Origin of the sequence: Actinomadura graeca (assembly GCF_019175365.1) — a bacterium.
GTDB classification, from domain to species: Bacteria; Actinomycetota; Actinomycetes; order Streptosporangiales; family Streptosporangiaceae; genus Spirillospora; species Spirillospora graeca.
The window spans coordinates 1325033-1347823 of the sequence record NZ_CP059572.1 but is presented as its reverse complement, the minus strand read 5'-3'; the positions used below and the strand labels follow the sequence as shown (position 1 = coordinate 1347823).

The 22791-nt window shown below is 73.3% G+C and carries 16 protein-coding genes; 9 read left to right on the top strand and 7 right to left on the bottom strand.

Features of this window, described 5'->3' with window-relative positions:
• The first annotated feature begins 45 nt into the window (after positions 1–45).
• From AGRA3207_RS06240 to AGRA3207_RS06230, 3 genes are all read left to right on the top strand, one after another.
• The gene (locus tag AGRA3207_RS06240; protein ID WP_231333594.1) at positions 46–1572 is read left to right on the top strand and encodes a metallophosphoesterase family protein; all 1527 of its coding nucleotides are present in this window, start codon (positions 46–48) and stop codon (positions 1570–1572) included.
• A gap of 156 nt (positions 1573–1728) precedes the next feature.
• On the top strand, positions 1729–2226 hold the full coding sequence (locus AGRA3207_RS06235; RefSeq protein ID WP_231333593.1) for a DUF4234 domain-containing protein: 498 nt from the start codon (positions 1729–1731) through the stop codon (positions 2224–2226).
• Positions 2227–2571: 345 nt separating this feature from the next.
• Positions 2572–4293: a bifunctional 3'-5' exonuclease/DNA polymerase gene (locus tag AGRA3207_RS06230; protein ID WP_231333592.1), complete on the top strand. Its 1722-nt coding sequence runs from the start codon at positions 2572–2574 to the stop codon at positions 4291–4293.
• Between the two features lie 59 nt (positions 4294–4352).
• On the opposite strand, the gene AGRA3207_RS06225 is transcribed toward AGRA3207_RS06230, so the two are convergent.
• The 5 genes from AGRA3207_RS06225 to AGRA3207_RS06205 all read right to left on the bottom strand — a co-directional run bounded on the left by AGRA3207_RS06225 (position 4353) and on the right by AGRA3207_RS06205 (position 9377).
• The gene (locus tag AGRA3207_RS06225; protein WP_231333591.1) at positions 4353–5111 is read right to left on the bottom strand and encodes an ABC transporter ATP-binding protein; all 759 of its coding nucleotides are present in this window, start codon (positions 5109–5111) and stop codon (positions 4353–4355) included.
• Between the two features lie 5 nt (positions 5112–5116).
• Entirely contained in the window at positions 5117–6721 is a 1605-nt protein-coding gene (gene mdlC / locus AGRA3207_RS06220; protein ID WP_231333590.1) for a benzoylformate decarboxylase, read from the bottom strand.
• The gene (locus AGRA3207_RS06215) at positions 6718–7569 is read right to left on the bottom strand and encodes an ABC transporter permease (RefSeq protein WP_231333589.1); all 852 of its coding nucleotides are present in this window, start codon (positions 7567–7569) and stop codon (positions 6718–6720) included. The genes mdlC and AGRA3207_RS06215 overlap by 4 nt, the downstream gene beginning before the upstream one ends.
• Positions 7566–8306, bottom strand: coding sequence for an ABC transporter permease (locus AGRA3207_RS06210; protein WP_231333588.1), 741 nt, complete (start codon positions 8304–8306; stop codon positions 7566–7568). Before AGRA3207_RS06210 ends, AGRA3207_RS06215 begins: the two co-directional genes overlap by 4 nt.
• A 90-nt stretch (positions 8307–8396) precedes the next feature.
• Entirely contained in the window at positions 8397–9377 is a 981-nt protein-coding gene (locus AGRA3207_RS06205; RefSeq protein ID WP_231333587.1) for an ABC transporter substrate-binding protein, read from the bottom strand.
• 893 nt (positions 9378–10270) lie between these two features.
• On the opposite strand from AGRA3207_RS06205, the gene AGRA3207_RS06200 reads away from it, so the two are divergent.
• From AGRA3207_RS06200 to AGRA3207_RS06175, 6 genes are all read left to right on the top strand, one after another.
• Positions 10271–13561 (top strand): sensor histidine kinase, encoded by a 3291-nt coding sequence (locus tag AGRA3207_RS06200; RefSeq protein ID WP_231333586.1) that lies wholly within the window; start codon positions 10271–10273, stop codon positions 13559–13561.
• Positions 13558–14010, top strand: coding sequence for a roadblock/LC7 domain-containing protein (locus tag AGRA3207_RS06195; RefSeq protein ID WP_067457820.1), 453 nt, complete (start codon positions 13558–13560; stop codon positions 14008–14010). The genes AGRA3207_RS06200 and AGRA3207_RS06195 overlap by 4 nt, the downstream gene beginning before the upstream one ends.
• 29 nt (positions 14011–14039) lie before the next feature.
• Entirely contained in the window at positions 14040–14492 is a 453-nt protein-coding gene (locus AGRA3207_RS06190) for a DUF742 domain-containing protein (protein WP_420830874.1), read from the top strand.
• A gap of 40 nt (positions 14493–14532) precedes the next feature.
• Positions 14533–15144, top strand: a complete 612-nt coding sequence (locus tag AGRA3207_RS06185) for a GTP-binding protein (protein ID WP_231336246.1) — start codon at positions 14533–14535, stop codon at positions 15142–15144.
• Positions 15145–15269: 125 nt separating this feature from the next.
• The gene (locus AGRA3207_RS06180; RefSeq protein WP_231336245.1) at positions 15270–16034 is read left to right on the top strand and encodes an SGNH/GDSL hydrolase family protein; all 765 of its coding nucleotides are present in this window, start codon (positions 15270–15272) and stop codon (positions 16032–16034) included.
• Between the two features lie 929 nt (positions 16035–16963).
• Positions 16964–20605: an AAA family ATPase gene (locus AGRA3207_RS06175; RefSeq protein ID WP_231333585.1), complete on the top strand. Its 3642-nt coding sequence runs from the start codon at positions 16964–16966 to the stop codon at positions 20603–20605.
• Here AGRA3207_RS06175 and AGRA3207_RS06170 read toward each other — a convergent pair.
• Both AGRA3207_RS06170 and AGRA3207_RS06165 read right to left on the bottom strand, forming a co-directional pair.
• Positions 20596–21489: a JmjC domain-containing protein gene (locus tag AGRA3207_RS06170; RefSeq protein WP_231333584.1), complete on the bottom strand. Its 894-nt coding sequence runs from the start codon at positions 21487–21489 to the stop codon at positions 20596–20598. The two genes, AGRA3207_RS06175 and AGRA3207_RS06170, sit on opposite strands and share 10 nt — an antisense overlap.
• Positions 21482–22714: an MFS transporter gene (locus AGRA3207_RS06165; RefSeq protein WP_231333583.1), complete on the bottom strand. Its 1233-nt coding sequence runs from the start codon at positions 22712–22714 to the stop codon at positions 21482–21484. The genes AGRA3207_RS06170 and AGRA3207_RS06165 overlap by 8 nt, the downstream gene beginning before the upstream one ends.
• Positions 22715–22791 lie beyond the last annotated feature (77 nt).

Here is a 22791-nt window from a genome sequence, read left to right as displayed (position 1 = left end):
CGGGACAGGCTGTGAGCATCCCCTCACTCCCCCCGGAGGTGTTCTGTGCGTGCCGAGGAATCCCCCGGGCCCGCGCCGGTTACCGACAACTCGCGCACCTCCGAGGCGGGCGCGGGCTGGGCGTGCCGGAAACCGGGCACGTTCCAGGAACTGCTCCCCGAACGTGTGCCGGACTTCTCCTGGCGCCGCCCGGCGGTGCTGTGGCGTTCCCGCAACGACGTGCTCGCCCGGCTCTTCGGCGACCCGACGGACACGATCCGCCGCCGCTGCGTCGCCGCCCTCCGCGAGCGGGGCACGCCCGCCGCGTTCACCGTGCACCGCGCCGCGCCCGAGTTCTCGTTCGTCCTGCTCGGCGACACCGGCGAGGGCGACAAGTCGCAGTACGCGGTCGTCCCGCCGCTGCTGCACGCCGCCGCCGACACCGACTTCATGATCATCGCCAGTGACGTCATCTACCCGGCCGGGGACGCGGGGGAGTACCCCGAGAAGTTCTTCCGCCCGTACAAGGACTACCCCGGCCCCATCTACGCGGTCCCGGGCAACCACGACTGGTACGACGGGCTGCGCGGCTTCCTGCACATCTTCTGCGACCTGGACGAGGACTGCTCGCCCCCTCGCTGGCGCGGGACCCTCGGGTTCCTGCCCCGCCTCCTCTGGCGGCGCCCCGGGACGGTCGACACCGCCGCCCTCGCCGAGGCGCGGCGCACCTACCGCGGCGCCCCCGGCCAGCAGGCCGCGCAGCCCGGACCGTATTGGGCCATCGACACGCCGTCCCTGCGCATCATCGGCATCGACACCGGCATCACCGGACGCGTCGACCGCGAGCAGGGCGCATGGCTGCGCGAGGTGTCGGCGGGCCCCAAACCGAAGATGCTGGTCACCGGCAAGCCCATCTACGTGGACGACGACCACCGCCCCGGGCCGATCGAGGGCGGCGGGACCGTCGACGAGATCGTCCGGGATCCGGCGCACCACTACGTCGCGGCGATCGGCGGCGACATCCACAACTACCAGCACTACCCGGTGCCCCTCGACGACGGCCGCACCATCCACTACCTGGTGTCGGGCGGCGGCGGCGCGTTCATGCACGGCACGCACACCATCCCCCGCACCAGCGTCGTCGACGAGTCCCGCTTCCGCTGCTACCCGCTCCGCGGTGACTCCCTGTCGCGCTACAGCAGGCTGTACGGCCGCTGGCTCCGGCTGCCGCGCCTCTTCGAGCTCACCCCCGAGGAGGCGACCGCGGTCATCGAGCACCGGCTCGGCATCGAGCCGGGCCGCGGCTACCTGGACCCCAGGCCGTCCCGCCGCGCGCGGTTCGTCGCCGGCATGCTCGGCGTCCCGCGCGGGCGCCGCGCACGCCCCCGCTTCTCGCACCTGCCCGTCCGCAAGCTCCCGCAGCGCTTCCGCTCCGAGCTGGCCGACTGGGACACCCCGCCGTTCTTCAAGAGCTTCCTGCGCGTGGACGTGACGGAGAGCGAGCTCCGCATCCGTTGCTACGCCGCGACAGGCTGCGGCGATCACGAGACGTCACCACCGTGCGAGGACGAGGTGCCGATCCCGCTGCGCTAGATTACGAATCAGACAATCTTGCAGGATGTGCCGACGAATCTGGGTGATCCTCCCACGTCGGCGGCCACCACCCCGTTACAGTCTTGGCTCACCATTCGGGTGAACGGTAACGGACGGTCGGCCGGAAAACGACCGCGTCCTCAGGAGAGCGACTCGATGAGTTACCCCCAGCAGGGCCAGCCCTACCAGCAGCAGCAGGCGTACCAGGGCGGCTACGCCCCGGCCCCGCAGCAGCAGGCGCCCGTCGCCCACGGCGCCGGAGCCAACATGAAGCGCCGCAACCCCGTCGGCGCCTGGCTCGGCCTGCCGATCATCACCTTCGGCATCTACGGCATGGTGTGGTTCTACAAGGTCCACGTCGAACTGCACGAGTACGACCGCCGCATCGACAACGCCGCCACCAACGCGCTCCTGTCCATCCTGTTCGGCAGCATCACCCTGGGCATCTGGCCCCTCGTCATGTGGTGCAAGCTCGGCGGCCGCATCGCCCAGGCCCAGCGCGCCGCCGGCCTCCCCGCCAGCTGCAGCGGCGGCATGGGCTTCCTGCTCGGCATCCTCGGCTTCGGCGTCCTGTACTACCAGATCCAGCTCAACAAGGTCACCGACCGCTACGGCGACACCCAGCCCGGCCAGCAGGTCTCGCTGGTCGGCTAGCTGGGGGACTGGCTTTTATTGGGGGGCGACCCCCAGACCCCCCGGCTGCGCGGCACGGGTCTCCTCCACTGCGGCCGCTGGCGCTCGCTGCGCGTGCCTGTCCCGTAATCCGTGGTTGGGGTTCAGGCCCTCGGTTGCGGTTCGGATCCTCGGTTGGGGTTCGGACTGTGGTTCCCGGGTTCGGGTGGGCGGTTTGGGGGGTTGTACGTGTTCGGCGGAAGGTTGGTTCACAAGTAGAGGCCGCGGCCCTGGTCTCCTGAAGAAGCGTCGGCCCCTTCGCGCGCGTGATCTGCGCGGAGGGGTCCTCGCATGCGTTCTGTCGGTGGGCGGGACGACAATGGGGGCGTGAGGATCGCGGTGGCCGCCGGTGCCGGAGGCGGGGGAGAGCTGCGGGTCCTGGGGGAGGACGGGACGCCCGGCGGAGCCGCGTGGGCGGTGTCCGACCTGGTCGCCGAGATCGCCGGGCGGGAGCGGGCGGACTCGCCTCGCTGGGTGTGGGCGTCCACGGCGCGGTCGTATCCGGCGCTGCTCGATGCGGGGGTGCGGGTGGGCCGTTGCCACGATCTGGAACTCGTCGAGAACCTGCTCCTCGGCCACGCGGGACGGTACGGGGAGCCGCGCTCGGTGCCGGCCGCGTCGGCGCGGTTGCGGGGGGAGCCCGTCCCGGTGGATCCGCCTCCGGTCCAGGCGGCGTCGGCACAGGCGTCGCTGTTCGACGACGACGCCCGTGACGCCGGAAGGCCCGGCGACGATCTGGAGCAGGTGGTCGCGGTGCACGCCGCGCAGCAGCGCGCCATCGCGGGGCTCGACGGGTTCGCGCTGCTCGCCGCCGCGGAGTCCGCCGGGTCGCTGGTGGCCGCCGAGATGAGCCACGACGGGCTGCCCTGGTCGGCGGACGAGCACGACGCCCTGCTCACCGAGCTGCTGGGGCCGCGCCCGTCCGGCGGGCTGCGGCCGCGCAGGCTCCAGGCGCTCGCCGACCGGATCAGCGCCGCGTTCGGCGGGCGCGCGCACGTCAATCCCGACTCCCCGGCGCAGATCGTCAAGGCGTTCGCGGCCGCCGGGCTGCCGGTCGCCTCGACGCGGGCGCATGTGCTGAAGCGGCTCGACCACCCGGCGGTGCCGCTGCTGCTGGAGTACAAGGAGCTGTCCCGGCTGCACACCGCGCACGGCTGGGCGTGGCTCGACACGTGGGTGAGCGGGGGGCGGTTCCGTCCGGAGTACGTCGTCGGCGGCGTGGTGTCGGGACGGTGGGCCACCAACGGCGGGGGCGCCCTGCAGATCCCGCGGGTCCTGCGCCGGGCCGTGGTCGCCGACCCCGGCTGGCGCCTCGTCGTCGCGGACGCGGCGCAGCTCGAACCGCGTGTGCTCGCCGCCCTCGCGGGCGACCGCGCGTTCGCCGACGCCGCGGCCCACGGTGACCTGTACGCGGCCCTCTCGCACGCCTTCCGCGGCGGGGCGGAGGAGGGCCGGGGGTCCCGGCGCGACCCCGAGACGCTCAGCGCGCGTGACAAGGCCAAGCTCGCGCTGCTGTCGGCCATGTACGGCGGCGGGACGGGGGAGGCGGTGCAGCTGCTCGGCGTGCTCAAGAGCCGGTTCCCGGCCGCGTTCGAGTACGTGGAGGCCGCGGCGCGCGCGGGGGAGGACGGGCGGCTCGTCCGGTCCCGGCTCGGGCGGACGTGCCCGCCGCCGTCGGCCGGGTGGCGTGAGCTGACCTCCGCGGGCGGCGACGAGGACGGCGGGGACGCGCGGCAGGCGGGGGCCGCGCAGGCGCTGCGGGGGCGGGGCCGCTTCACCCGCAACTTCGTCGTCCAGGCCACGGCCGCGGACTGGGCCCTGGCGCTGCTCGGCTCGCTGCGCCGCCGCCTCACCGCCCTCGGGCCGCCGCGCCTGGTGTTCTTCCAGCACGACGAGGTGATCGTGCACACCCCCGCGGAGCTGGCCGACGACGTGACCGAGGCGATCCACGCCGCCGCAGGGGAGGCGCGGCGGCTGCTGTTCGGCGACACCTCCGTCGTGTTCCCGATGGAGATCGCCGCCGTCTCCCGCTACTCCGACGCGAAGTGACCGCCATGCCGCCGCCCGCGGTGCGGGCGCCCCGGCGGTGGTGCCGGGGCGTCCGCAGGTCAGGCGGGGGTGGCGACCCCGCGCACCAGGCGGCCCACCTCGGCCCGGAGACGGACGAACTCCGGCTCGGCGCGCGTCCCGATCTGGTCGCGAACCGGCGGCAGCGTGACCGGCAGCTCGCTGCGGATCCGGCCCGGGTTGCGGGCGAGGACCACGACGCGGTCGCCGAGGTAGACGCTCTCGTCGATGTCGTGGGTGACCAGCAGGATCGTCATGCCCTCGGCCCGGTGCACCTGCAGGACGAGGTCCTCCAGGTCCTCGCGGGTCTGCGCGTCCACCGAGCCGAACGGCTCGTCCATCAGCAGGAACGACGGGCGGTAGGCCAGGGCGCGCGCGATCGACACGCGCTGCTGCATGCCGCCCGACAGCTCCCACGGGTATTTGCCCCCGGCGTCCGCGAGGCCGACGGACTCCAGCGCCTTCGTGGCCTGCGCGCGGCGTTCGGCGCGTCCGGCGCCGCGGCGCCGCAGGGGCAGGGCCACGTTGTCGCGGACGGTCAGCCACGGCAGCAGCGACCGGCTGTAGTCCTGGAACACCACCGCGAGCTCGTCGGGGACCCCGTGGATCGGGGTGCCGTTCAGCACGACCTCGCCCTCGGTCGGCGCGATCAGCCCGGCGACGCAGCGCAGCAGCGTCGACTTGCCGCACCCCGACGGGCCGACGATGGTGACCAGCTCGCCCTCGGCGACCCTGAGGTCCATACCCTGCAGCACACGGCTGGCACCGTAGGAGTGCCCCAGCCCAGAGATCTCCAGCATCCTGGTCACCTCGCCCATGGCTCATAGAGGGGAGAGTCGTCGGACTCGACCCGGACTTCCACGAGGAACGGACCGTCGTGCCCGAGCCCCTCCTCCAACGCCGCGTCGAGGTCGGCCGCGGAGACGACCGTCCGGCCCGGGCAGCCGAGCCCCTCCGCGACGGTCACGTAGTCGATCCCCGCGATGTCGCTGCCGGGAATGGTCTCGATGCCGATCCGGCGCCCGAGCGCCCGGATGGCCCCGTACCCGCCGTTGTCGAGGACGACGACGGTCAGCGGCACGCGCCGCTGCACGGCCGTCCACAGCGCCTGCACCGAGTACATGATCGAGCCGTCGCCGATGACGCAGACGACGCGCTCGCCCGTCCCGGCCATGGCCCGCCCGACCGCGAGCGGCAGCGCCCAGCCGAGGGCGCCGCTGCCGGAGGCGAGGAACCCGCCGGACCGGGTGATCGGCATCCGCGCGTGGAACTGCTCGCGGTGGCTCGGCGCCTCCTCGACGATCACGGCGTCCTCGGGGAGCCGGTCGCGGAGCGCCTCGATCGCCAGCGAGGGGTCGATCGGGTCGCCCGCCCGCGGCGTCGCGGGTCTCGGACGCGGCGGGGGCGCGGGCCGGTCCGCCTTCTCGACGAGGTCGAGCAGCCCGGAGACGCCCGCCTGGATCGTGGTGAGCACGCTGGTGCCGACCGGCGCCCACGCCGTCTGCGCGGGATCGCAGTCGAAGTGGAACAACCGCGCGCCCGCCGGTATCGGCGCGCCCTCGGCGGCCACGTGGTAGGTGAACACCTGCGTACCGAGGACGAGGATCACGTCGTGGCCGTCGAGGCACGCGGCGAGCTGATCCTTGACCGGCGGCAGGAAACCGCGGAACAGGGCGTGGTCCTCGGGGAACCCGGACCGTCCCGACAGCGGGCTGATCCATGCCGGGGCGCCGATGCGCTCGGCCAGCTCGACGACGGCGGGCAGCGCGCCCTCGTCGTCCACGCCCGAGCCGACCACGATCACCGGGCTGCGGGCCGCGTCGAGCGCGTCCGCCACCTCGCGGAGCGCGGCGGGGCCGGCGGTGAAGGCGGCGCGGACCTCCCGGTGGGGGACGGGCTCGGCGGGACGGTCCCAGTCGTCCTCGGGCACCGACAGGAACACCGGCCCGCGCGGCGGCGTCATCGCGACCCGGTACGCCTCGGCGAGCGCGGCGGGCACGTCCTCGGCGCGCTCGGGCTGGCGGCTCCACTTGACGTAGGGGCGCGGGAACTGCGCGGGCTCGTCGGCGCCGAGGAACGGGCGGAGGGGCAGCATGTCCCGGGACTGCTGGCCGGCGAAGATGACGAGCGGCACCCGGTCGCGGTAGGCGTTGAACACCGCGCCGAGCGCGTGCCCGACGCCGCCCGCCGAGTGCAGGCTGACGAGACCGGCCCGCCCGGTGCCGATGGCGTGCCCGGCCGCGGCGGCGACGGCGATGGTCTCCTGCAGCGCGAGCACGTACTCGAAGTCCGCGGGGAAGTCGCGGAACATCCGCAGCTCGGTGGAGCCGGGGTTGCCGAAGACGGTGGTCATCCCCGCCTTCCGGCAGAAGTCGAACACCGCGTCCCGGACGGTGGGCCCGGTCGTCATGAAGCCGCCTTTCGCGCCGCGCGGTGCCAGGTGAGGACCCGGCGCTCCACCGCGAGCAGGATCGTGTTGAAGAGATAGCCCAGGACGCCGAGGAGCACGATCACGCACCAGATGGTCGGCATGTCGGACTGGCTCTGGGCGTTGGTCAGCTCGAAGCCCAGCCCGTCGGTGGTGCCGGGCAGCAGCTCGGAGAAGACCATCAGGATCAGCGACAGCGACAGCGCGAGCCGCAGCCCCGCGAAGATCTTCGGGAGCGCCGAGGGGACGATGATGAACCGGATCCGGTCGGCGCCCGACAGCCGGAACGTCTCGGCCGTCGCCATCTGCACCTGGTCGACCGACCGGGCGCCGTCGGCGGTGTTCAGCAGGATCGGCCAGATCGCGCTGAAGATGATGGAGGCGACCTGCATCTGGGTGCCGAGGTCGAACAGCACGATGAAGACCGGCACGAGGGTCGGCGGGGGGATGACCCGGGCGAACTGCATGATGGGGTTGAGGTAGGCCAGCACCTGCTCCGAGCGGCCGAGGGCGATGCCGAGCACGATCCCGGCGATCGCCGACAGCAGCAGCCCGAGCGCCATCCGGCCGAGGCTCGGCAGGATGTTGCCGGTCGCCTCGCCGTTGAGGAACAGGTGGTCCGCCGGGCCGGTGAACCACAGCTCCTTCATCCGCCGGACGATCTCCCACGGCGGGGGGAAGAAGGGGCTGCCGGAGATCCGCGTCGCCACCTCCCAGCCCGCGACCAGGATCGCGAGCGGGAGCCAGCGGTGCAGGACGCCGCGCACGAGCGCCCCGGCGAGGCCGCCGCGGGGACGCGGCAGGGACACGGCCGCGGTCGCGGTCGTCACGAGGCACCACTCCTCAGCGCGAAGTGCCAGCGGAACATGCGGTTCTCCGCCTGGACGAGCACCGTGTCGATGATCAGGCCGAGGCAGCCGGCCCAGACCGTCCCGGCGAGGACGTCGCGGGTGCCGTCGGGGACGTTGCTCGCCGAGGCGATGAAGATGCCGAGGCCCTCGCCGAAGCCGGACAGGATCTCGGTGCCGACCGCGAGGATCAGCGCGATCGACGCGGCGAGCCGCACGCCGGTGGCGATGAACGGGGCGGCGCTGCGCAGCGAGACCCGCAGCAGCACCTGTGTCCGGCTGAAGCCGAAGGTGCGCAGGGTCTCCTTGGCGGTGGGGTCGACGTCGTCCAGCCCGTACATGGTGTTGAAGAGGATGGGCCAGCTCGCCGCGTACACGATGAGGGGCACCTCCATGCCCAGCCCGGACCCGAGCAGCAGCCCGGCCAGCGGGATGAGCGCGACCGACGGGATCGGCCGCAGGAACTCCACGATCGCGCGGGCGCCGGTGTTGACCGCCGGCACGCTGCCGAACAGCAGGCCGAGCGGCACGGCGATGGCGATGGCGATGGCGAGCCCGAGCGCCCAGGCGGTGAGCGTGACGCGCACGTTGTGCAGGAAGTCGGGGTCGCCGAACAGCTCGGCCGCGCGGGCGACGACGGTGGAGGCGGGGGGCAGGTAGGAACGATCCACGATCTCGGCCCTGCCCAGGGCCTCGCTCGCCAGGAACAGGACCGCCACCCCGGCGGCCCCCCGTGCCCACCTTCCTGGGCGCGAGAGACCGCGGGACGGCGCTGACTGGTGTGTCATGGGCGAATCGATGTCCCGCCGTCAGGACGTCGGCTGGAAGAGGACGGTCTTCAGGTCGGGCTTCTGCTTGAGCAGCCCGGCGCTGGTCATCAGGTCGATGACCCGCTGCATGCGCGTGGTGTTGAGGGAGGTCGGGTAGCCCGGCAGCGTGATGACCGAGGCCACCTGCTTGTCGATCTTGGTGAAGGTGGGCAGGACCTCCTCGACGCGCTTGCGGTCGCCGGTGGCGAGCCCCTGCGCCTTGAAGATGGCCCGCTGGAAAGCCGCGGCCGTCTTCGGGTACTTGCTGGTGAACTCCTGGGTGGCGACGAAACCGGCGATCGGCAGGCCGGTCACCGGCTCGCTGCCGCCGTCGACCGCGACCCGCGCGCCCTGCTTCTTCTGCGTGTCCGACAGGAACGGTTCAACGATGTGGACGGCGTCCACCTGCCCCTTCTCCAGCGCCGCGGGCATCTGGGGGAAGGGGATGGCCACGTAGGTGACCTTCGACGGGTCGACGTTGTTGGCCTTCAGGATGGCGTTCAGTGTCAGCGACTGGATGTTGTTGAGGATGTTGACCGCGACCTTCTTGCCCTCAAGGTCCTTGGCGGTCTTGATGCTGGAGTTGGCCTTGACCAGCACGTTCATCATGTTCGAGGTGAGCGATGCGCCCTCGGCCACGATGCTCAGCTTGAGGGTGCCCTTCTCGTTGGCCTGCAGGAAGGACACGTAGTTGGCGCCCGCGATCACGTCCACGTCGCCCTTGGCCAGGGCCGGCAGGGCCTGGATGCTCTGCTGGACCGGCTTGATCTGTACCTTCAGTCCCTCGGCCTCGAACAGCTTCTGCTGCTGCGCGACGTGCAGGGCCGCGGCGTCCACCAGCGGCAGCGAGGCGACCGTCAGCGTCTTCTTCTCCAGTCCCTTGCCGCCGTCGGAGGAGTCGGAGTCTCCGCAGCCGGCGGCAAGGGAAGCGACCAGGAGAAGAGCACCGAGGAGAACAGAGCGACGTCCGGATTGCCTCATGGCACTCCTAAATCTCATCAGGGGGAAGTTGCTCGGCGTGGCTGGGCTACCAGGGCGAGAGCCAGGAGGAACGACTGCGGCCACTGATCCCGCCGCGCCTGATGATCACGTTCGGCGAGCGTATCGCGGGTTGAGCGTCTTGCGTGCGTTGGTTTCAGTCTTGCGTGATCGTCTTGTGTTCGTGGTGTTTCTGTGTTTTGTGGTGCTTAAGGGACGCATGGTACGTGCGAGGGTGCACGGCCCCGCATCCCGGGTGTTCCACTGACTGATACGCCGGTGTCTGGCCAGCGGGTCATCGGACGGGCCGCCGGGCGGGACGGGGGTCCGGGTCGTCCGGGGGTCGCCCGGGCGCGTCCCCGGTCCGCATCCGGCCGCGGTAAGGGGTGCCCCGGCCGGTGCGCCGGCCGCCCCGCGGTCGTGTGACGGTCCATCGTCGGCCGCCTCCGGAGAGTGATCATTGTAACGGGCTGCGGGCCGGTTCCGTCCATTGCGATCATGACCCGGAGCCGGACGACCGGGAACGGTCACGCACCGCAACGAGGTGATTACTGAACGGACATGTGCGGAGAGCGACGAACCGTACCCGGGAAAACGGACAGACAGTAACGAAATCACGATTGTCGCATTAGTCCATATCGACTCGCCTAGGGTCCTTTGCGGCCCATCCCTGGATGTGCTGCAATGTCGAGCGCCGGAGGCGGAACGATGTTGCATTTGGACCCTTCGTGGTGGTTCGACCACAGAGGATGCGGCACATCGTGATGGAGAGGTGTTAACGCCGGATGCAACCAAGCGACGCAGGTCGCGACCTTCCTCGGCCCGGGGAGGTCGAGGCACGGTCCGATCCTTCACCACGGACGGGCGGCAGCAGGCTCGGCCTGAGGAACTGGCGTGTGCCACAGCGCCTCATCGTGCTGATCCTCGTGCCGACGGTCGCGGCCGTCGCGCTCGCCGGGCTGCGCATCTCCGGCTCCGCGAGCCGGGCGGCGGAGTACGGCCGGGTCGAGAAGATGGCCGAGCTGGGTGAGGACGTCACGCGGTTCCTCCAGGAGTTCATCGCCGAGCGCGACACCGCCATCGAGTACATCGCGTCCGACCGCGACCCCACCCTCCTGGACGCGCTCCAGACCCGCCAGCGCAAGACCGACGAGCAGCTCGGCCCGGTGCGCACGGCCGCGCTCCGCATCGACCCGTCCTTCGGCGACCAGGCCGTCCGCGACGCCACGACGGTGCTGAACCGGCTGGACGGCGTCAAGGCCGTCCGCGCCCTGGCGACCGGCACCAAGGTGCCCGCCTTCACCGTGCTCCAGAAGTACACCGAGTCCGCGGGCGAACTCGTCAACATCCTCGACGGCCTCTCGCAGAACGTCGCCGACGACCGGCTCGCCGCGGCGAGCAGGGCCCTGGGCTCGCTCGCGCGGGCGAAGGAGGCGGTCTCCCGCGAACGCGCCCTGCTGCTCATCGGCGCGCACACGCGGCGGCTGGCCGGCGACGAGCTGAACGCGCTCACCGCCGCCCGCGCCCAGGAGGACAGCGAGATCGGCGCCTTCCGCGGCTCGACCTCGGTGCAGCAGCGCCAGAGGTTCGAGGACACCGTCGTCGGTCCCAAGATCGACCAGGCGCGGGACCTGCGGCAGCGCGCCCTTTCCTCCGCCAGCACCACCGGCGGCCGGCTGCCGGCGTCCCTCGGCACCGGCACCGCGGCCCTCGTGATCCGCTCCGCGATGACCGAGATGGTCGACAAGATGCGCGAGGTCGAGCGGTCGCTGGCCGCCGACATCCGCGCCATCAGCGACCGGCAGGGCGCCGACGCGCGCCAGTCGACGATCACCGACGGGATCGTCGCGACCGTCCTGCTGCTGCTCGTCCTGCTCATCACCGCGTTCATGGCCCGGTCGCTGGTGCGGCCGCTGCGCCGCCTCCAGCAGGGCGCGCTGGAGATCGCCGGCACCCGGCTGCCCGGCCTGGTCGACCGGCTGCGCGACCCCGAGGCCGCCGCCGGCGGCATCGAGGTGCAGCCGATCGACATCGACACCACCGACGAGATCGGCCAGGTGGCCCGCGCGTTCGACGAGGTCCACCGCGAGGCCGTGCGGCTCGCGGCGGACGAGGCCGTCCTGCGCGGCAACATCAACGCGATGTTCGTCAACCTCTCCCGCCGCAGCCAGTCGCTCATCGAGCGGCAGCTCCGCCTCATCGAGGAGCTGGAGCAGAGCGAGCGGGACGAGGAGCAGCTCGGCAACCTGTTCCGCCTGGACCACCTCGCCACCCGCATGCGCCGCAACTGTGAGAACCTCCTCGTTCTCGGCGGGCAGGAGCAGGCACGCCGCTGGAACCGGCCCGTCCCGCTCATCGACGTCGTCCGCGCGTCGTTGTCCGAGGTGGAGCAGTACGAACGGGTGGCGCTGCGCGTTCAGGGCGACATGACGGTCGCCGGACCCGTCGTCAACGACCTCGTGCACCTGCTGGCCGAGCTGATCGAGAACGCGACGGTGTTCTCCGCGGAGCACACCAAGGTCACGGTCTCCGGGCAGCTGCTGAGCGGCGGCGGCTCGATGCTCCAGATCACCGACAACGGCGTCGGGATCTCACACGAGGAGCTGGAGCAGGCCAACTGGCGGCTCGCCAACCCGCCCGTCATCGACTTCTCCGCCGCCCGCCGCATGGGCCTGTTCGTGGTCGGCCGCCTCGCCGTCCGGCACGGCATCCGGGTCGAGCTGCGCGCGGCGCAGGGCGGCGGCCTCACCGCGTTCGTGGTGCTGCCGGACGCGATCGTCAGCCCCGGCGAGACCACCGGCATCGGCGCGCGGGGCCTCGGCGCCCCCCGTGAATCGGCCGGAACCGGCCATCTCGCTCTCACCCCGATGACCGAGCCGCCGCCCCTCGGCAGCGGCGCGTACGAGCAGGCCGGCGCCGCGTTCGCGCAGGACGAGCCCGGTTCGGGCCCCCAGCCCAGGATCGGCACCGGCGGGCACCCCATGATGGGCGGTACCGGCGCGCAGCGCGTCGTCGGCGGCACCGGCCCGCAGCGGCCCGTGCCCCCGGGGAGCGACCGCCCTCGGCCCACCGGCCCGATCCCCGCGCTCGGCGGCAGCGGCGCGCACGCCGCCCCTCCCGGCGCCACCGGCCCGATCCCGATGGTCCCGCCCGTCGAGCAGCGCCCGCCCCTCGGCCAGCGGCCGCCCGGTGAGGGCTACCCGGTCGAGCCGTTCGGCTCCGGCTCCTACCCGATCGACCCGCACGCCGCCGACGCCTTCGCGGCCGAGGGCTACCCGCCTCCCGGCGACCGGCGCCCGCCCCGCCAGCCGGGGGAACTGCCCGTCCGCGAGCCCGGCGCGAACCTGCCGGGACGCGGCGCCCCGGCCGACGACGGCCGCCCGAACGGCCTGTTCCAGCCGCGCGAGCGCACGCAGGAGGGCGGCGTCAGGAACGGGCTCTACCGCCCGGGACGCCACACCGGCCCCCAGTCCGTCGTCCCGGAGGCCCAGCCCATGGTCCCCGAGCCGGGCTCCCAGCGGCGGATCCCCTGGGAGACGGGCCCGCTCCAGCAGGTCGGCGGCGACACCCACGCCGACGGCTCCCCGAGCGGCGCGCATCCCCGGGTCCCCGGCGGAGGAGCCCCGTGGAGGGAGACCGGTCCCACCCCACCGGAGGGCGCCATCCCGGAGACACCCGCAGCCGACCCGTCCGGTTACGAGCACCCCGTCCAGGCGCCTCCCGCCCGGGCCTCGGCCGGGACCCCGCGCGTCCCCGAACGCTCGCCGATCTTCGACGCGATGCAGTCCGAATGGTTCCAGTACCGGTCCGGCGGGTCGTCGGGCGAGGACCCGCCCAAGGACTGGGAGTCCCCGGCGGACGCGGGCTTCCGCGCCGCCGAGGCCGTCCGCGAGCCGGTCGCGGGCGCCCGCACCTCCGTCGGGCTCCCCAAGCGGGTCCCCGGCAAGAACCGCGTGCCCGGCGCGGTGGCCCGGCAGCAGGACCCGGCCGGGCAGGGGCAGGCCGCCCCGTCCCCGGAGCGTCCCGCGCAGGAGCCCCGGGCACAGGCCCAGTCGGCCGACGTAGTGCGCAACCGCTTCGCTAGCCTTCAGCGCGGTGTCCATCGGGGCCGCACCGAGACTCGCGGCGGAGGCACGTCAGGTGAGGTGTCGTCGCAGGGCGACGACGAGACAGGAGGCACCCGGTGAGCGGGCAGGATCTCAACTGGTTGGTGACGAACTTCGCGGACCGTGTCCCGAAGGTCGCGCACGCCGTCGTGGTCTCCTCGGACGGCCTGCCGATGGCCTACTCCTCGGGCTTTCCGCCCGAGCGCGCCGACCAGCTCTCGGCGATCGCCTCCGGGCTGATGAGCCTGACGCAGGGCGCGGCCAAGATCTTCGACGCGGGCGGGGTGAACCAGACCGTGGTCGAGATGGACCGCGGCCTGCTGTTCGTCATGTCCATCACGAACGGGTCGGTGTTCGCGGTGCTCGCCGCGCCCGACTGTGACCTAGGACTGGTGGCGTACGAGATGACGCTGCTGGTCGAGCGCGTGGGCCGGGCTCTGACCCCCGCGCTGCGCTCCCCGGACCAGCAGCAGCCGCCGTACTCGGGACCGTCGGTGACCGAGATGGGCGCCGGGCCCGCCCGGTACTGACCGGATGATGCTGACGGAGGTCGGGCGACATGGATCGAGGGAGTTCCTACGGAGGCGGGCCGGGCGGCCCGGGGCGCTGGCCGGGAGACCAGCCGCGGATGCCGGGGCAGGGACGCCCGCCCGCGCGTGAGGAGGAGGACGCCAGCTCGCTGGTGCGCCCGTACGCCGTCACCGGGGGACGCACGAAGCCGCGGTACGACCTGGCCATCGAGGCCCTGGTCACCGCGGCGCCCTATCCGCCGCGGGACGTGTCCATGCTGACCCCGGAGTACCGGGCGATCATGGACCTGTGCCGGTCGGCCCGGTCGGTGGCGGAGGTCTCGGCGCTGCTGCGCCTCCCGCTCGGCGTGGCCCGGGTGCTCGTCGCCGACATGGCCGTCGAAGGGCTGCTGCGCCTGCACCAGTCGCGTCCCACCACAGCCGGCGGCCAGCCGGACCTCCGCTTGCTAGAAAGGGTGCTCAGTGGCCTTCGGAAGCTCTGACCAGGTTCCTCCTTCGGGGCCGCCCGGCGCAGAGGCCGAGCTGACCTCTGTCAAGATCGTCGTGGGCGGCGGCTTCGGCGTCGGCAAGACCACCTTCGTCGGGTCCGTCTCGGAGATCATGCCGCTCACCACCGAGGCGGTGATGACCGCGGCCAGCGCCGACGTGGACGACCTGTCGGCCGTCCCGGACAAGACGACCACCACGGTCGCCATGGACTTCGGCCGCGTGTCCCTCGACAGCGAGCTGATCCTCTACCTGTTCGGCACCCCCGGGCAGCACCGCTTCTGGTTCATGTGGGACGACCTCGTCCGCGGCGCCATCGGCGCGGTGGTCCTGGTCGACACCCGCCGGCTGGAGGACTGCTTCGCGGCGGTCGACTACTTCGAGGAGCTCGGCCTGCCGTTCGTGGTGGGCGTGAACGGGTTCCACGGCGAGTTCCAGTACGCCGTCGAGGACATCCGCGAGGCGCTGTCGATCAGCGCGCACGTGCCGATCGTCCAGTGCGACGCGCGCAGCCGCGAGTCGACCAAGCAGGTGCTGATCACCCTCGTCCAGCACGCGATGTCGGTGCACGCCACCGCCGCGCCCGGCGCCGCCGCGCCGCCCGCCGCCCCCGGCGGCCCCCTCGGCGCGTCCCCGAGCTGGACGTAGCCCCGCAGGCAGAGGCCGGTATCGCCCGTCCCCGGGAGGGCTACGGTCGCGTAGGTTATGTGCACGGTGCATCATTAACCTAGGTGATCGGGAACCGAGCGGTACTGGGGGTTGCGATGGACGAAATGGGGCGGATCCAGACCTACGTGGCCATCGGCGACAGCTTCACCGAGGGCCTCAACGACCCCTACCCCGGCGAAACGGACCGCTTCCGCGGCTGGGCGGACCGGCTCGCCGAACACCTCGCCGAGCACAGCCCCGGCCTCCGCTACGCCAACCTCGCCGTCCGCGGCAAGCTCGTCCGCCAGATCGTGGACGACCAGGTGCCGAGGGCCGTGGAACTCGCCCCCGACCTGGTGACCTTCTGCGCGGGCGGCAACGACATGCTCCGCCCCGGAGCCGACCCCGACGCCCTGGCCGTGGTCTTCGACGACGCCGTCCGCCGCCTCCGCGCCACCGGCGCCCGCGTGGTCGTCTTCACCGGCTTCGACACCCGCGGCCTGCGCACCGGCGGCCGCATCCGCGGCCGCGCCGCCACCTACAACATGCACCTGCGCGCCATCGCCGACCGCCGCGCCTGCACGGTCGTCGACCTGTGGTCCCTGCGCGTCTTCAACGACCCCCGCGCCTGGTACGAGGACCGCCTCCACCTCTCACCCGAAGGCCACCGCCGCATGGCCCTCCGCGTCGCCGAGGTCCTCGGCCTCCCCGTCCAAGACGACTGGCGCGAGCCTTGGCCCCCCACAGACCCCGCCCACTGGCTCACCCTGCGCCGCGAAGACGTCCGCTGGGCCCGCACCTACCTCCTCCCCTGGCTGGGCCGCCGCGCCACCGGCCGCTCCACAGGCGACGGCCGCCCCCCCAAACGCCCAAAGGCGAGTCCGCTTTAGTTGTAGTGCCCTTGGCGTCGGGCCTTGGCGGCCCTCCTTCGGCGGGCACTACGTGCGATCGCTGCATCGCTCCGACTCGCCCCAGAGGGCTCGCTGCGCGATCAGGGTTTCGCTTCGCTCGCCCCTGCCTTCGGACGCGATCGCAACGGTTGAGGTCGTTGGGGGCTGAGCCGGTGGCTGAGGTGTGTTCGTTGCAGTGCCCTCGGTGTCGGGCGCTGGGCGCCCTCCTGCGGCAGGCATTGCAGTGCGGTCGCTGCATCGCTCCGAACGCGCTCCAGAGGGCTCGCTGCGCGATTGGTCGGGTGCCCGAGAGGCCGGTTGTGGCTTCGTCCGGGGGCGTGGTCGCGGGACGAGCCGCTAGGCGAGTCGAGGTGACTTCTGGAGGGACGCGCGCTGGGGGCAGGTCCTGTAGTAGCCCTAGGTGGCGACTACCGGCAGGTTGCGATCGCATCCGAAGGCAGGTGCGAGCGAAGCGAGAACCTGATCGCGCAGCGAGCCCTCTAGGGCGAGTCGAAGCGATGCAGCGATCGCCCGCGGTGCCCGCCGAAGGAGGGCGCGCCAGCGCCCGACGCCAAGGGCACCGCAGTAGACAGAGAGGCCGGTTGTGGCTTTGTCCGGGGGGCGTGGTCGCGGGACGAGCCGCCAGGCGAGTCGAGGCGACTCGTGGGCGCGCGCGGGCCGAGGGCAGGTCCCTGTAGTAGCCCTAGGTGGCAACTACCGGCAGGTTGCGATCGCATCCGAAGGCAGGTGCGAGCGAAGCGAGAACCTGATCGCGCAGCGAGCCCTCTAGGGCGAGTCGAAGCGATGCAGCGATCGCCCGCGGTGCCCGCCGAAGGAGGGCGCGCCAGCGCCCGACGCCAAGGGCACCGCAATAAGTAGGGTGTGCAGACGTGTGTTCCCGCTGACCCGCTGTAGGAGAAGGACCTTAGGTGAGTTCCCCCCGGCTGCCGGACCATCTCGAAGTGCTCCTGACGGACGAGCCCGTCTTGGACGTGTACGCGTTCGGGCCGTGGCGTGTCCCGGACGGTTTGTACGAGGAGTTGCGCGAGCGCGCGGTCGCTTATAACGCGGATCCGCGGGCGGTGGTGCTGACCAGGCAGCTGAGTGATTTCTACGGGGAGGACACGAGCGCGGCGGGGGCGGAGCAGTGGTCGTTGCTGACGTTCCTGCTGGGGGCGTCGGCGGTGCGCGGGGGGTCGCGCGGCGATGTGGACTATGAGTTGCTGTCGGATTTCCTGGCGACGCCGGAGTCGGCGGTCCGGGATCCGGCGGCGTGGTTCACGCAGGGCGGGCGGTGGCGGCCGCCGGGGTTGTGGCTGCCGGAGCCGGCGGGCAATGACCGGGAGCGGCGCGCGATCATGTTCGAGCTGGCGCGGGCGGGGCTGGAGGTCTTCGACGGGCTGGAGCCGCTGGAGCGGCGGCGGCGGACGCTGATGGGGCTGTTCGACCGGCGGGCGGCCGATCCGGTGTTGCGGGAGGAGGACATGGCCGTCCCGCAGAAGGGCCTGGAGGACGTGTGGGTGGCGGGGCTCACCGAGGACGAGATCGCGGTGCTGCCCGAGCTGGCCGGGCCGGTGGCGTATCTGGGGTGGGCGTGCGCGGGGCTGGACGTGGCCCATGAGCGGCTGGCGGGGGCGGTCGCGGATGGGGACGAGGCGGACGTGGCGCTGGCGCGGCTGCTGCTGGCCGCGGAGGCGCAGGTGGTTCCGGCGGAGCTGGCGGTGGTGCTGGGCACGGCCCGCTACGAGAACCTGGAGGAGCGGTTCCGCGCGGCGCGGGAGGGGTTCTCGTCGGAGGCGTGGCAGCACGAGGTGCGCGCGTGGCTGGCGCGGGGGCTGGTCGCGGGGGAGGCGGACGCGTCGCGGGCGTGGCTGGACATGGCGGTGCGGATCACCGGTGCGGTGCAGGGGCTGCCGGACGCGGCGATCAGCCCGCGGTGCCGGGTGCCGGTGCGGCAGTTCCAGGCGGATCTGCGCCGGTTGTTCTCGGCGCGGCGGGTGTTCAACCCGCTGGGGTCGGCGCTGTTCCCCGAGCGTCCGCGGGACGCGGCGGCGGACGAGCCGGACCGTGCCGTCGCGGGCGGCTGGTCCGGGGGTGACGACGGTGTCGGGAAGGCGCTGGTCGGGCAGCCGGAGCTGACGCGGGCGGTGCAGGACGCGCTGGCGGCGCGGCTGGCGGGGGAGCGGCCCGTCCGGATGCTGATCGCGGGGCCGGAGGGGACGGGGAAGGGCACGGCGGCGGAGGTGCTGGAGCGCCGGCTCGCCGAGTGCGGTGTGGTCCGGGAGGCGCTGTGGATCTCCGACCAGGTGTTCGCGTCGCTGACCGTGAGCGACGCGGTGCTGTGGTTGCAGGCGCGTGTCCGCGACTGCATGGACGCGCGGATGCTGCTGGTCGTGGACGACCTGGAGCGGCTGGTCACCTATGAGCGGTGCGGCGCCGCGACCGTGGAGGAGCTGCGCCGGCTGATGGCGCGTTCGCCGTCGCTGGACGTGGTCGCGCTGTGCCGTCCGGGCGGTGACCGGCGGCTGTTCGACGCGAACCCGGCGCTGGTGCGGGCGTTCGAGGTGGCGCGGACCCGTGACTTCGCCGAGGACGGGTTCGCCGAGCTGTTCACCCGGGCCGTCGCGCGGCGCGGGGCGGGGGTCGCCGCGGACGTCGCCGGGACCGCCGGGGTGCTGCTGACCAGGACGCCGCCGCTGCTGAACCTGCGCGGCGCGCGGCTGGTGGAGCACATGGCGGCGCAGTGCACCGCCGCCGCGCGGGCGCGGGTGGCGGCCGCGCGCCGGGCCGAGGCCGCCGAGGCGGGCGGCGGCGCGGACGCGGCGGGCGAGCTGGAGGTCACCGAGGCGGATCTGCCGCAGCGGCTCATCGCCGGCCGCCGCGCCGAGGGCGATCCGCTGGCCGAGCTGGCGGCGTGCGCCGGGATCGAGCCGGTGAAGCGGGAGGTGGACGCGCTGGTCGCCGAGGCGAAGGCGGCGAGCCTGCGCCGGGAGGCGGGGATGGCGGTTGCGGCGCGGCCCCGGAACCTGGTGTTCGCCGGGAACCCCGGCACCGGCAAGAGCCTCGTCGCGCGGATCCTCGGCCGGATCTACGCGGGGCTCGGCGTCCTGTCGTCCGGGCACATGATCGAGGTGGACCGCGCGGACCTGCTCGGCGAGTACGCGAGCGAGAGCGTGCTGCGGGTGCGCCGGGCGGTGGAGCAGGCGATCGGCGGGGTGCTGGTCGTCCGCGACGCGCACGCGTTCACCACGGCCGTCACGGCGGAGACGACGCGGGGACGAGAGGTGCTGGACGTCCTGCTCACCGCGGTCCAGGCGCACACCGACGACCTGGTGGTGGTGCTGGCGGGCCCGGAGGCGGAGCTGAACGGGCTGCTGAAGTCCACGCCGGACCTCGCGTCGTTCTTCCCCCGGACGGTCCGGTTCCCCGACCTGTCCGAGGACGAGCTGGTCGAGGTGTTCGCGGGCAAGGCCGCCGACGCCGGGTTCGCACTGGCCCCCGGCGTGCTGGAGAAGGTGCGGGGGCTCGCCCAGGCGGCGCCGCGCGACCGCGGCTTCGGCAACGCCCGCATCATGATCAACCTGCTGGACCGGGCGGTCGCGATGCAGGGCCGCCGGGTGCTGGCCGACGGTGTCGTCGACGAGACCGAGTCGCTGGACGAGCTGCTGCCGGAGGACGTCCCCGACACCCTCGCCCGGGGCCGCGACGGGGTGCCCGGCGACCCGCTCGCCGAGGTCGCCCGGCTCATCGGCCTGGACGCGGTCAAGGCGGAGGTGGCCTCGCTGGTCGCCGAGGCGCGCGCCGAGCAGATCCGGCGCGACGCGGGCGTCCCGCTGGCCTCGCCGACGCGGCACATGGTGTTCATGGGGAACCCCGGCACGGCGAAGACGACGATCGCCCGGCTGATCGCCGCGGTGTACGCGCAGCTCGGGCTGCTGTCGTCCGGCCATCTGGTGGAGGTCACCCGCGCGGACCTCGTCGGCGAGTTCATCGGCCAGACCGCGCCGCGGGTGCGCGCCGCGGTCGACCGGGCGCTCGGCGGCGTGCTGTTCGTGGACGAGGCGTACACGCTGTCGGCGGCGGGCGGGGACCAGCGCGACTTCGGGCACGAGGCGGTCGCGGAGCTGCTGCGGCTCATGGAGGAGCACCGCAACGACCTGGTGGTCATCGTCGCCGGCTACGACGCCGAGATGGAGCGGTTCCTGAAGTTCAACCCTGGGCTGGACTCCCGTTTCCCGAAGGTGCTGCGCTTCCCCGACTACTCCGACGACGAGCTGGTCACGATCTTCGAGTTCATGGCGTCGGAGACCGGGTTCGCGATCGCGCCGGGGCTGCTGGAGGCGCTGCACAGGCTCGTCGCCGCGCAGCCGAGGGGGTCCTCGTTCGGGAACGCGCGGCTGGTGCGCAACCTGCTGGAGGCGGCGATGTCCCGGCAGGCGCAGCGGATCACCGCCGCGCACGACGAGGGCGCCGGCGCGATCGAGGCGGGCGAGGTGCGGCTGCTGCGCCCCGAGGACCTGCCGGACGCGCCGCCCCGCGCCGACGAGGGGGGCGTCGGCCTCTACATCTGACGGCCGATGCGGCTCAGCCGCAGCCCGCCGGTGCGGTACGGGGCGGTGACGTACTCGCGGACGAGGTCGCCGGCGTCGCACTCCGCGAACTCGGTGAGGAGCGCCCGGTACGCGGCGTCGGTCTCCTCCAGCGTGGCGGACTCCCGCATGCGCCGCAGCGCACCGACGACCGCGGTCCGGAGCAGGTGCGCCGGGGAGACGTGGTTGACGCCGAACGACAGGTGGGCGGACATCCCGGCGGGGCCCGCGGACGCCGCGTGCCCCCAGCCCCGCGGGATGACGAGAGTGTCGCCGACGGAGAGGGTCACCTCCGCCGACAGCGCGTCCGGGTCGGGGCGGGTGGCGTCGTCCTCGGCCCACCCGGCGGGGGCGGCGTCGTAGAGCCGCCACCGCTTGGACCCCTCCGTCTGGACGACCACGACGTGGTCGTCCCGGTCCCGGTGCGGGTGGAACCCGGTGGTGCCGGGAGGCGTCAGGAAGATCATCGTGTTGAGGGAGGCGGCCATCGCCTCGACGGCGTCGAGCGCGGACCTCCGCAGGGCCTCGTCCCAGAGTTCCGGGCCGCTGATGACCATGGTGTATCCGCCGGCGACGAGGCGCCGGACCTTGTCCGGCGACAGCAGGAACGGCCACGTCCGTCCCTGGACGTCGAAGTCGGACGAGATCAGCGACAGCGGGGCCGCCGCGTTGTCGCGGGAGAAGGAGACCGACGCGCTGGTGATCTGGCCCCGGTCCAGCCACGCGTCCACCCGCCCGGCGGTGATCGCGTGGGTCTCCGACAGGGCCACGCGCGCGGCGACGGGCCGCCCGGGGCGTTCGGCCGCGGTGGCGGCGAGGAGGGCGGTCACGGAGGCGTGCTCCAGGGTGGCGCGCAGGTCACGCATGGCGGGATTCCTTCAGGGCTTCGTCGAGGACGGGACGCTCGTGGCGGCGCACGGCGCGGCGGACGGCCACCGCGACCCCGGCGGCCGCCACGGCGGACGCGAGGGCCCCCGAGATCACCATCGTGGCGGCGGGGCCGAGGGCGGTGACCGCGGGGGCCCCGGCGGCGGCCCCTCCGATGGAGGCGGTCTGGACGAGCGCCCCGCTCGCGGCGAAGGCCCGCCCGCGGAGGGCCTCGGGGGTGCACAGCCGGATGACGGCGCCCTCCCCGGCGTTGCTCATGCCGTTGCCGATGCCGCCGACGACCGCGGCGGCCAGCGCCAGCGGGTAGTTCCCCGCCAGGCCGATGCCGAGGACGCCGAGTCCCAGCATGAGGTTCCCGATCCCGAGCAGCCTCTCCTCGTGCCGCCGGCCGGCCTCGGCGGCGAACACCTGGATGCCGATCAGCTCGCAGACCGAGTACAGGCCCTCATAGACGCCGAACCCGACCGCCCCCGCCCCGAGGTCGTCGGTGAAGCGGTAGGGGGCGGCGACGTTGTCGGCCAGGGCGATGCCCGCGGCGAGGGCGGTGAGGGGGATCGCGACGCGCAGGACGGGGCTGGAGAGGATCAGCGCGAACCCGGCCTTGGCGGAGCCGTGTCCCTCGTCACCCCGGCCGTCGCGGGCGCCTGGACGGCGGCGGGCGCCGACGCTCGTCATGGCGAGCGCCAGGACGAGGAAGCTGGCCGCGTTGAGGAGCAGGGCGGTGCCGGTGCCGCCGGCCACGCTCGCGAACCCGCCGGCGGCCGGGCCGATGATGGCGCCCAGCGCCCGCCCCGTGCCCAGCCGCGCGTACCCGCGCGTCGCGTCCTCCTCGCCGGTGATGTGGGGGACCAGGGCCGCCGCCGCGGGCCGCTCCACCGCGGCCTGCGCGCCGAGGAGGGCGACCAGCGCGACGGTCGCCGCCGGGCCGTCCACCACACTGAGCAGGAGGCTCACCGCGGCCTGGCCGACGCTCACCCAGATCAGGACCGCCCGTGCCTCCAGGCGGTCGACGACCGTCCCCGCGACCGGCCCCATCAGGATGAACGGGGACAGCTCCGCCAGCAGCAGCGCCGTCACCCACCCGGCGCCCGCCTCCCGCAGGTGCAGCACCATGGCGAGGAACGCCGCGGTGGTGCCGAGCGTGGAGAGGCCGCAGGCCGTGGCGACCAGCGCCAGGTCCCTGCGGGGGCGGGCGCTCCTCACGCGCGTCCCCGATCGCCCGGCCGCCGGTGACCGGCCGACGGCCCGGGGCCGGTCACCGGGTGGACTGACGCCGGGTG

Excerpts from the sequence above, each read along its gene's own strand:
- AGRA3207_RS06235 (WP_231333593.1), top strand. The coding sequence starts at position 1,729 with ATGAGTTACCCCCAGCAGGGCCAGCCCTACCAGCAGCAGCAGGCGTAC.
- AGRA3207_RS06225 (WP_231333591.1), bottom strand. The coding sequence starts at position 5,111 with ATGCTGGAGATCTCTGGGCTGGGGCACTCCTACGGTGCCAGCCGTGTG.
- mdlC (WP_231333590.1), bottom strand. The coding sequence starts at position 6,721 with ATGACGACCGGGCCCACCGTCCGGGACGCGGTGTTCGACTTCTGCCGG.
- AGRA3207_RS06205 (WP_231333587.1), bottom strand. The coding sequence starts at position 9,377 with ATGAGGCAATCCGGACGTCGCTCTGTTCTCCTCGGTGCTCTTCTCCTG.
- AGRA3207_RS06190 (WP_420830874.1), top strand. The coding sequence starts at position 14,040 with ATGGATCGAGGGAGTTCCTACGGAGGCGGGCCGGGCGGCCCGGGGCGC.
- AGRA3207_RS06180 (WP_231336245.1), top strand. The coding sequence starts at position 15,270 with ATGGGGCGGATCCAGACCTACGTGGCCATCGGCGACAGCTTCACCGAG.
- AGRA3207_RS06170 (WP_231333584.1), bottom strand. The coding sequence starts at position 21,489 with ATGCGTGACCTGCGCGCCACCCTGGAGCACGCCTCCGTGACCGCCCTC.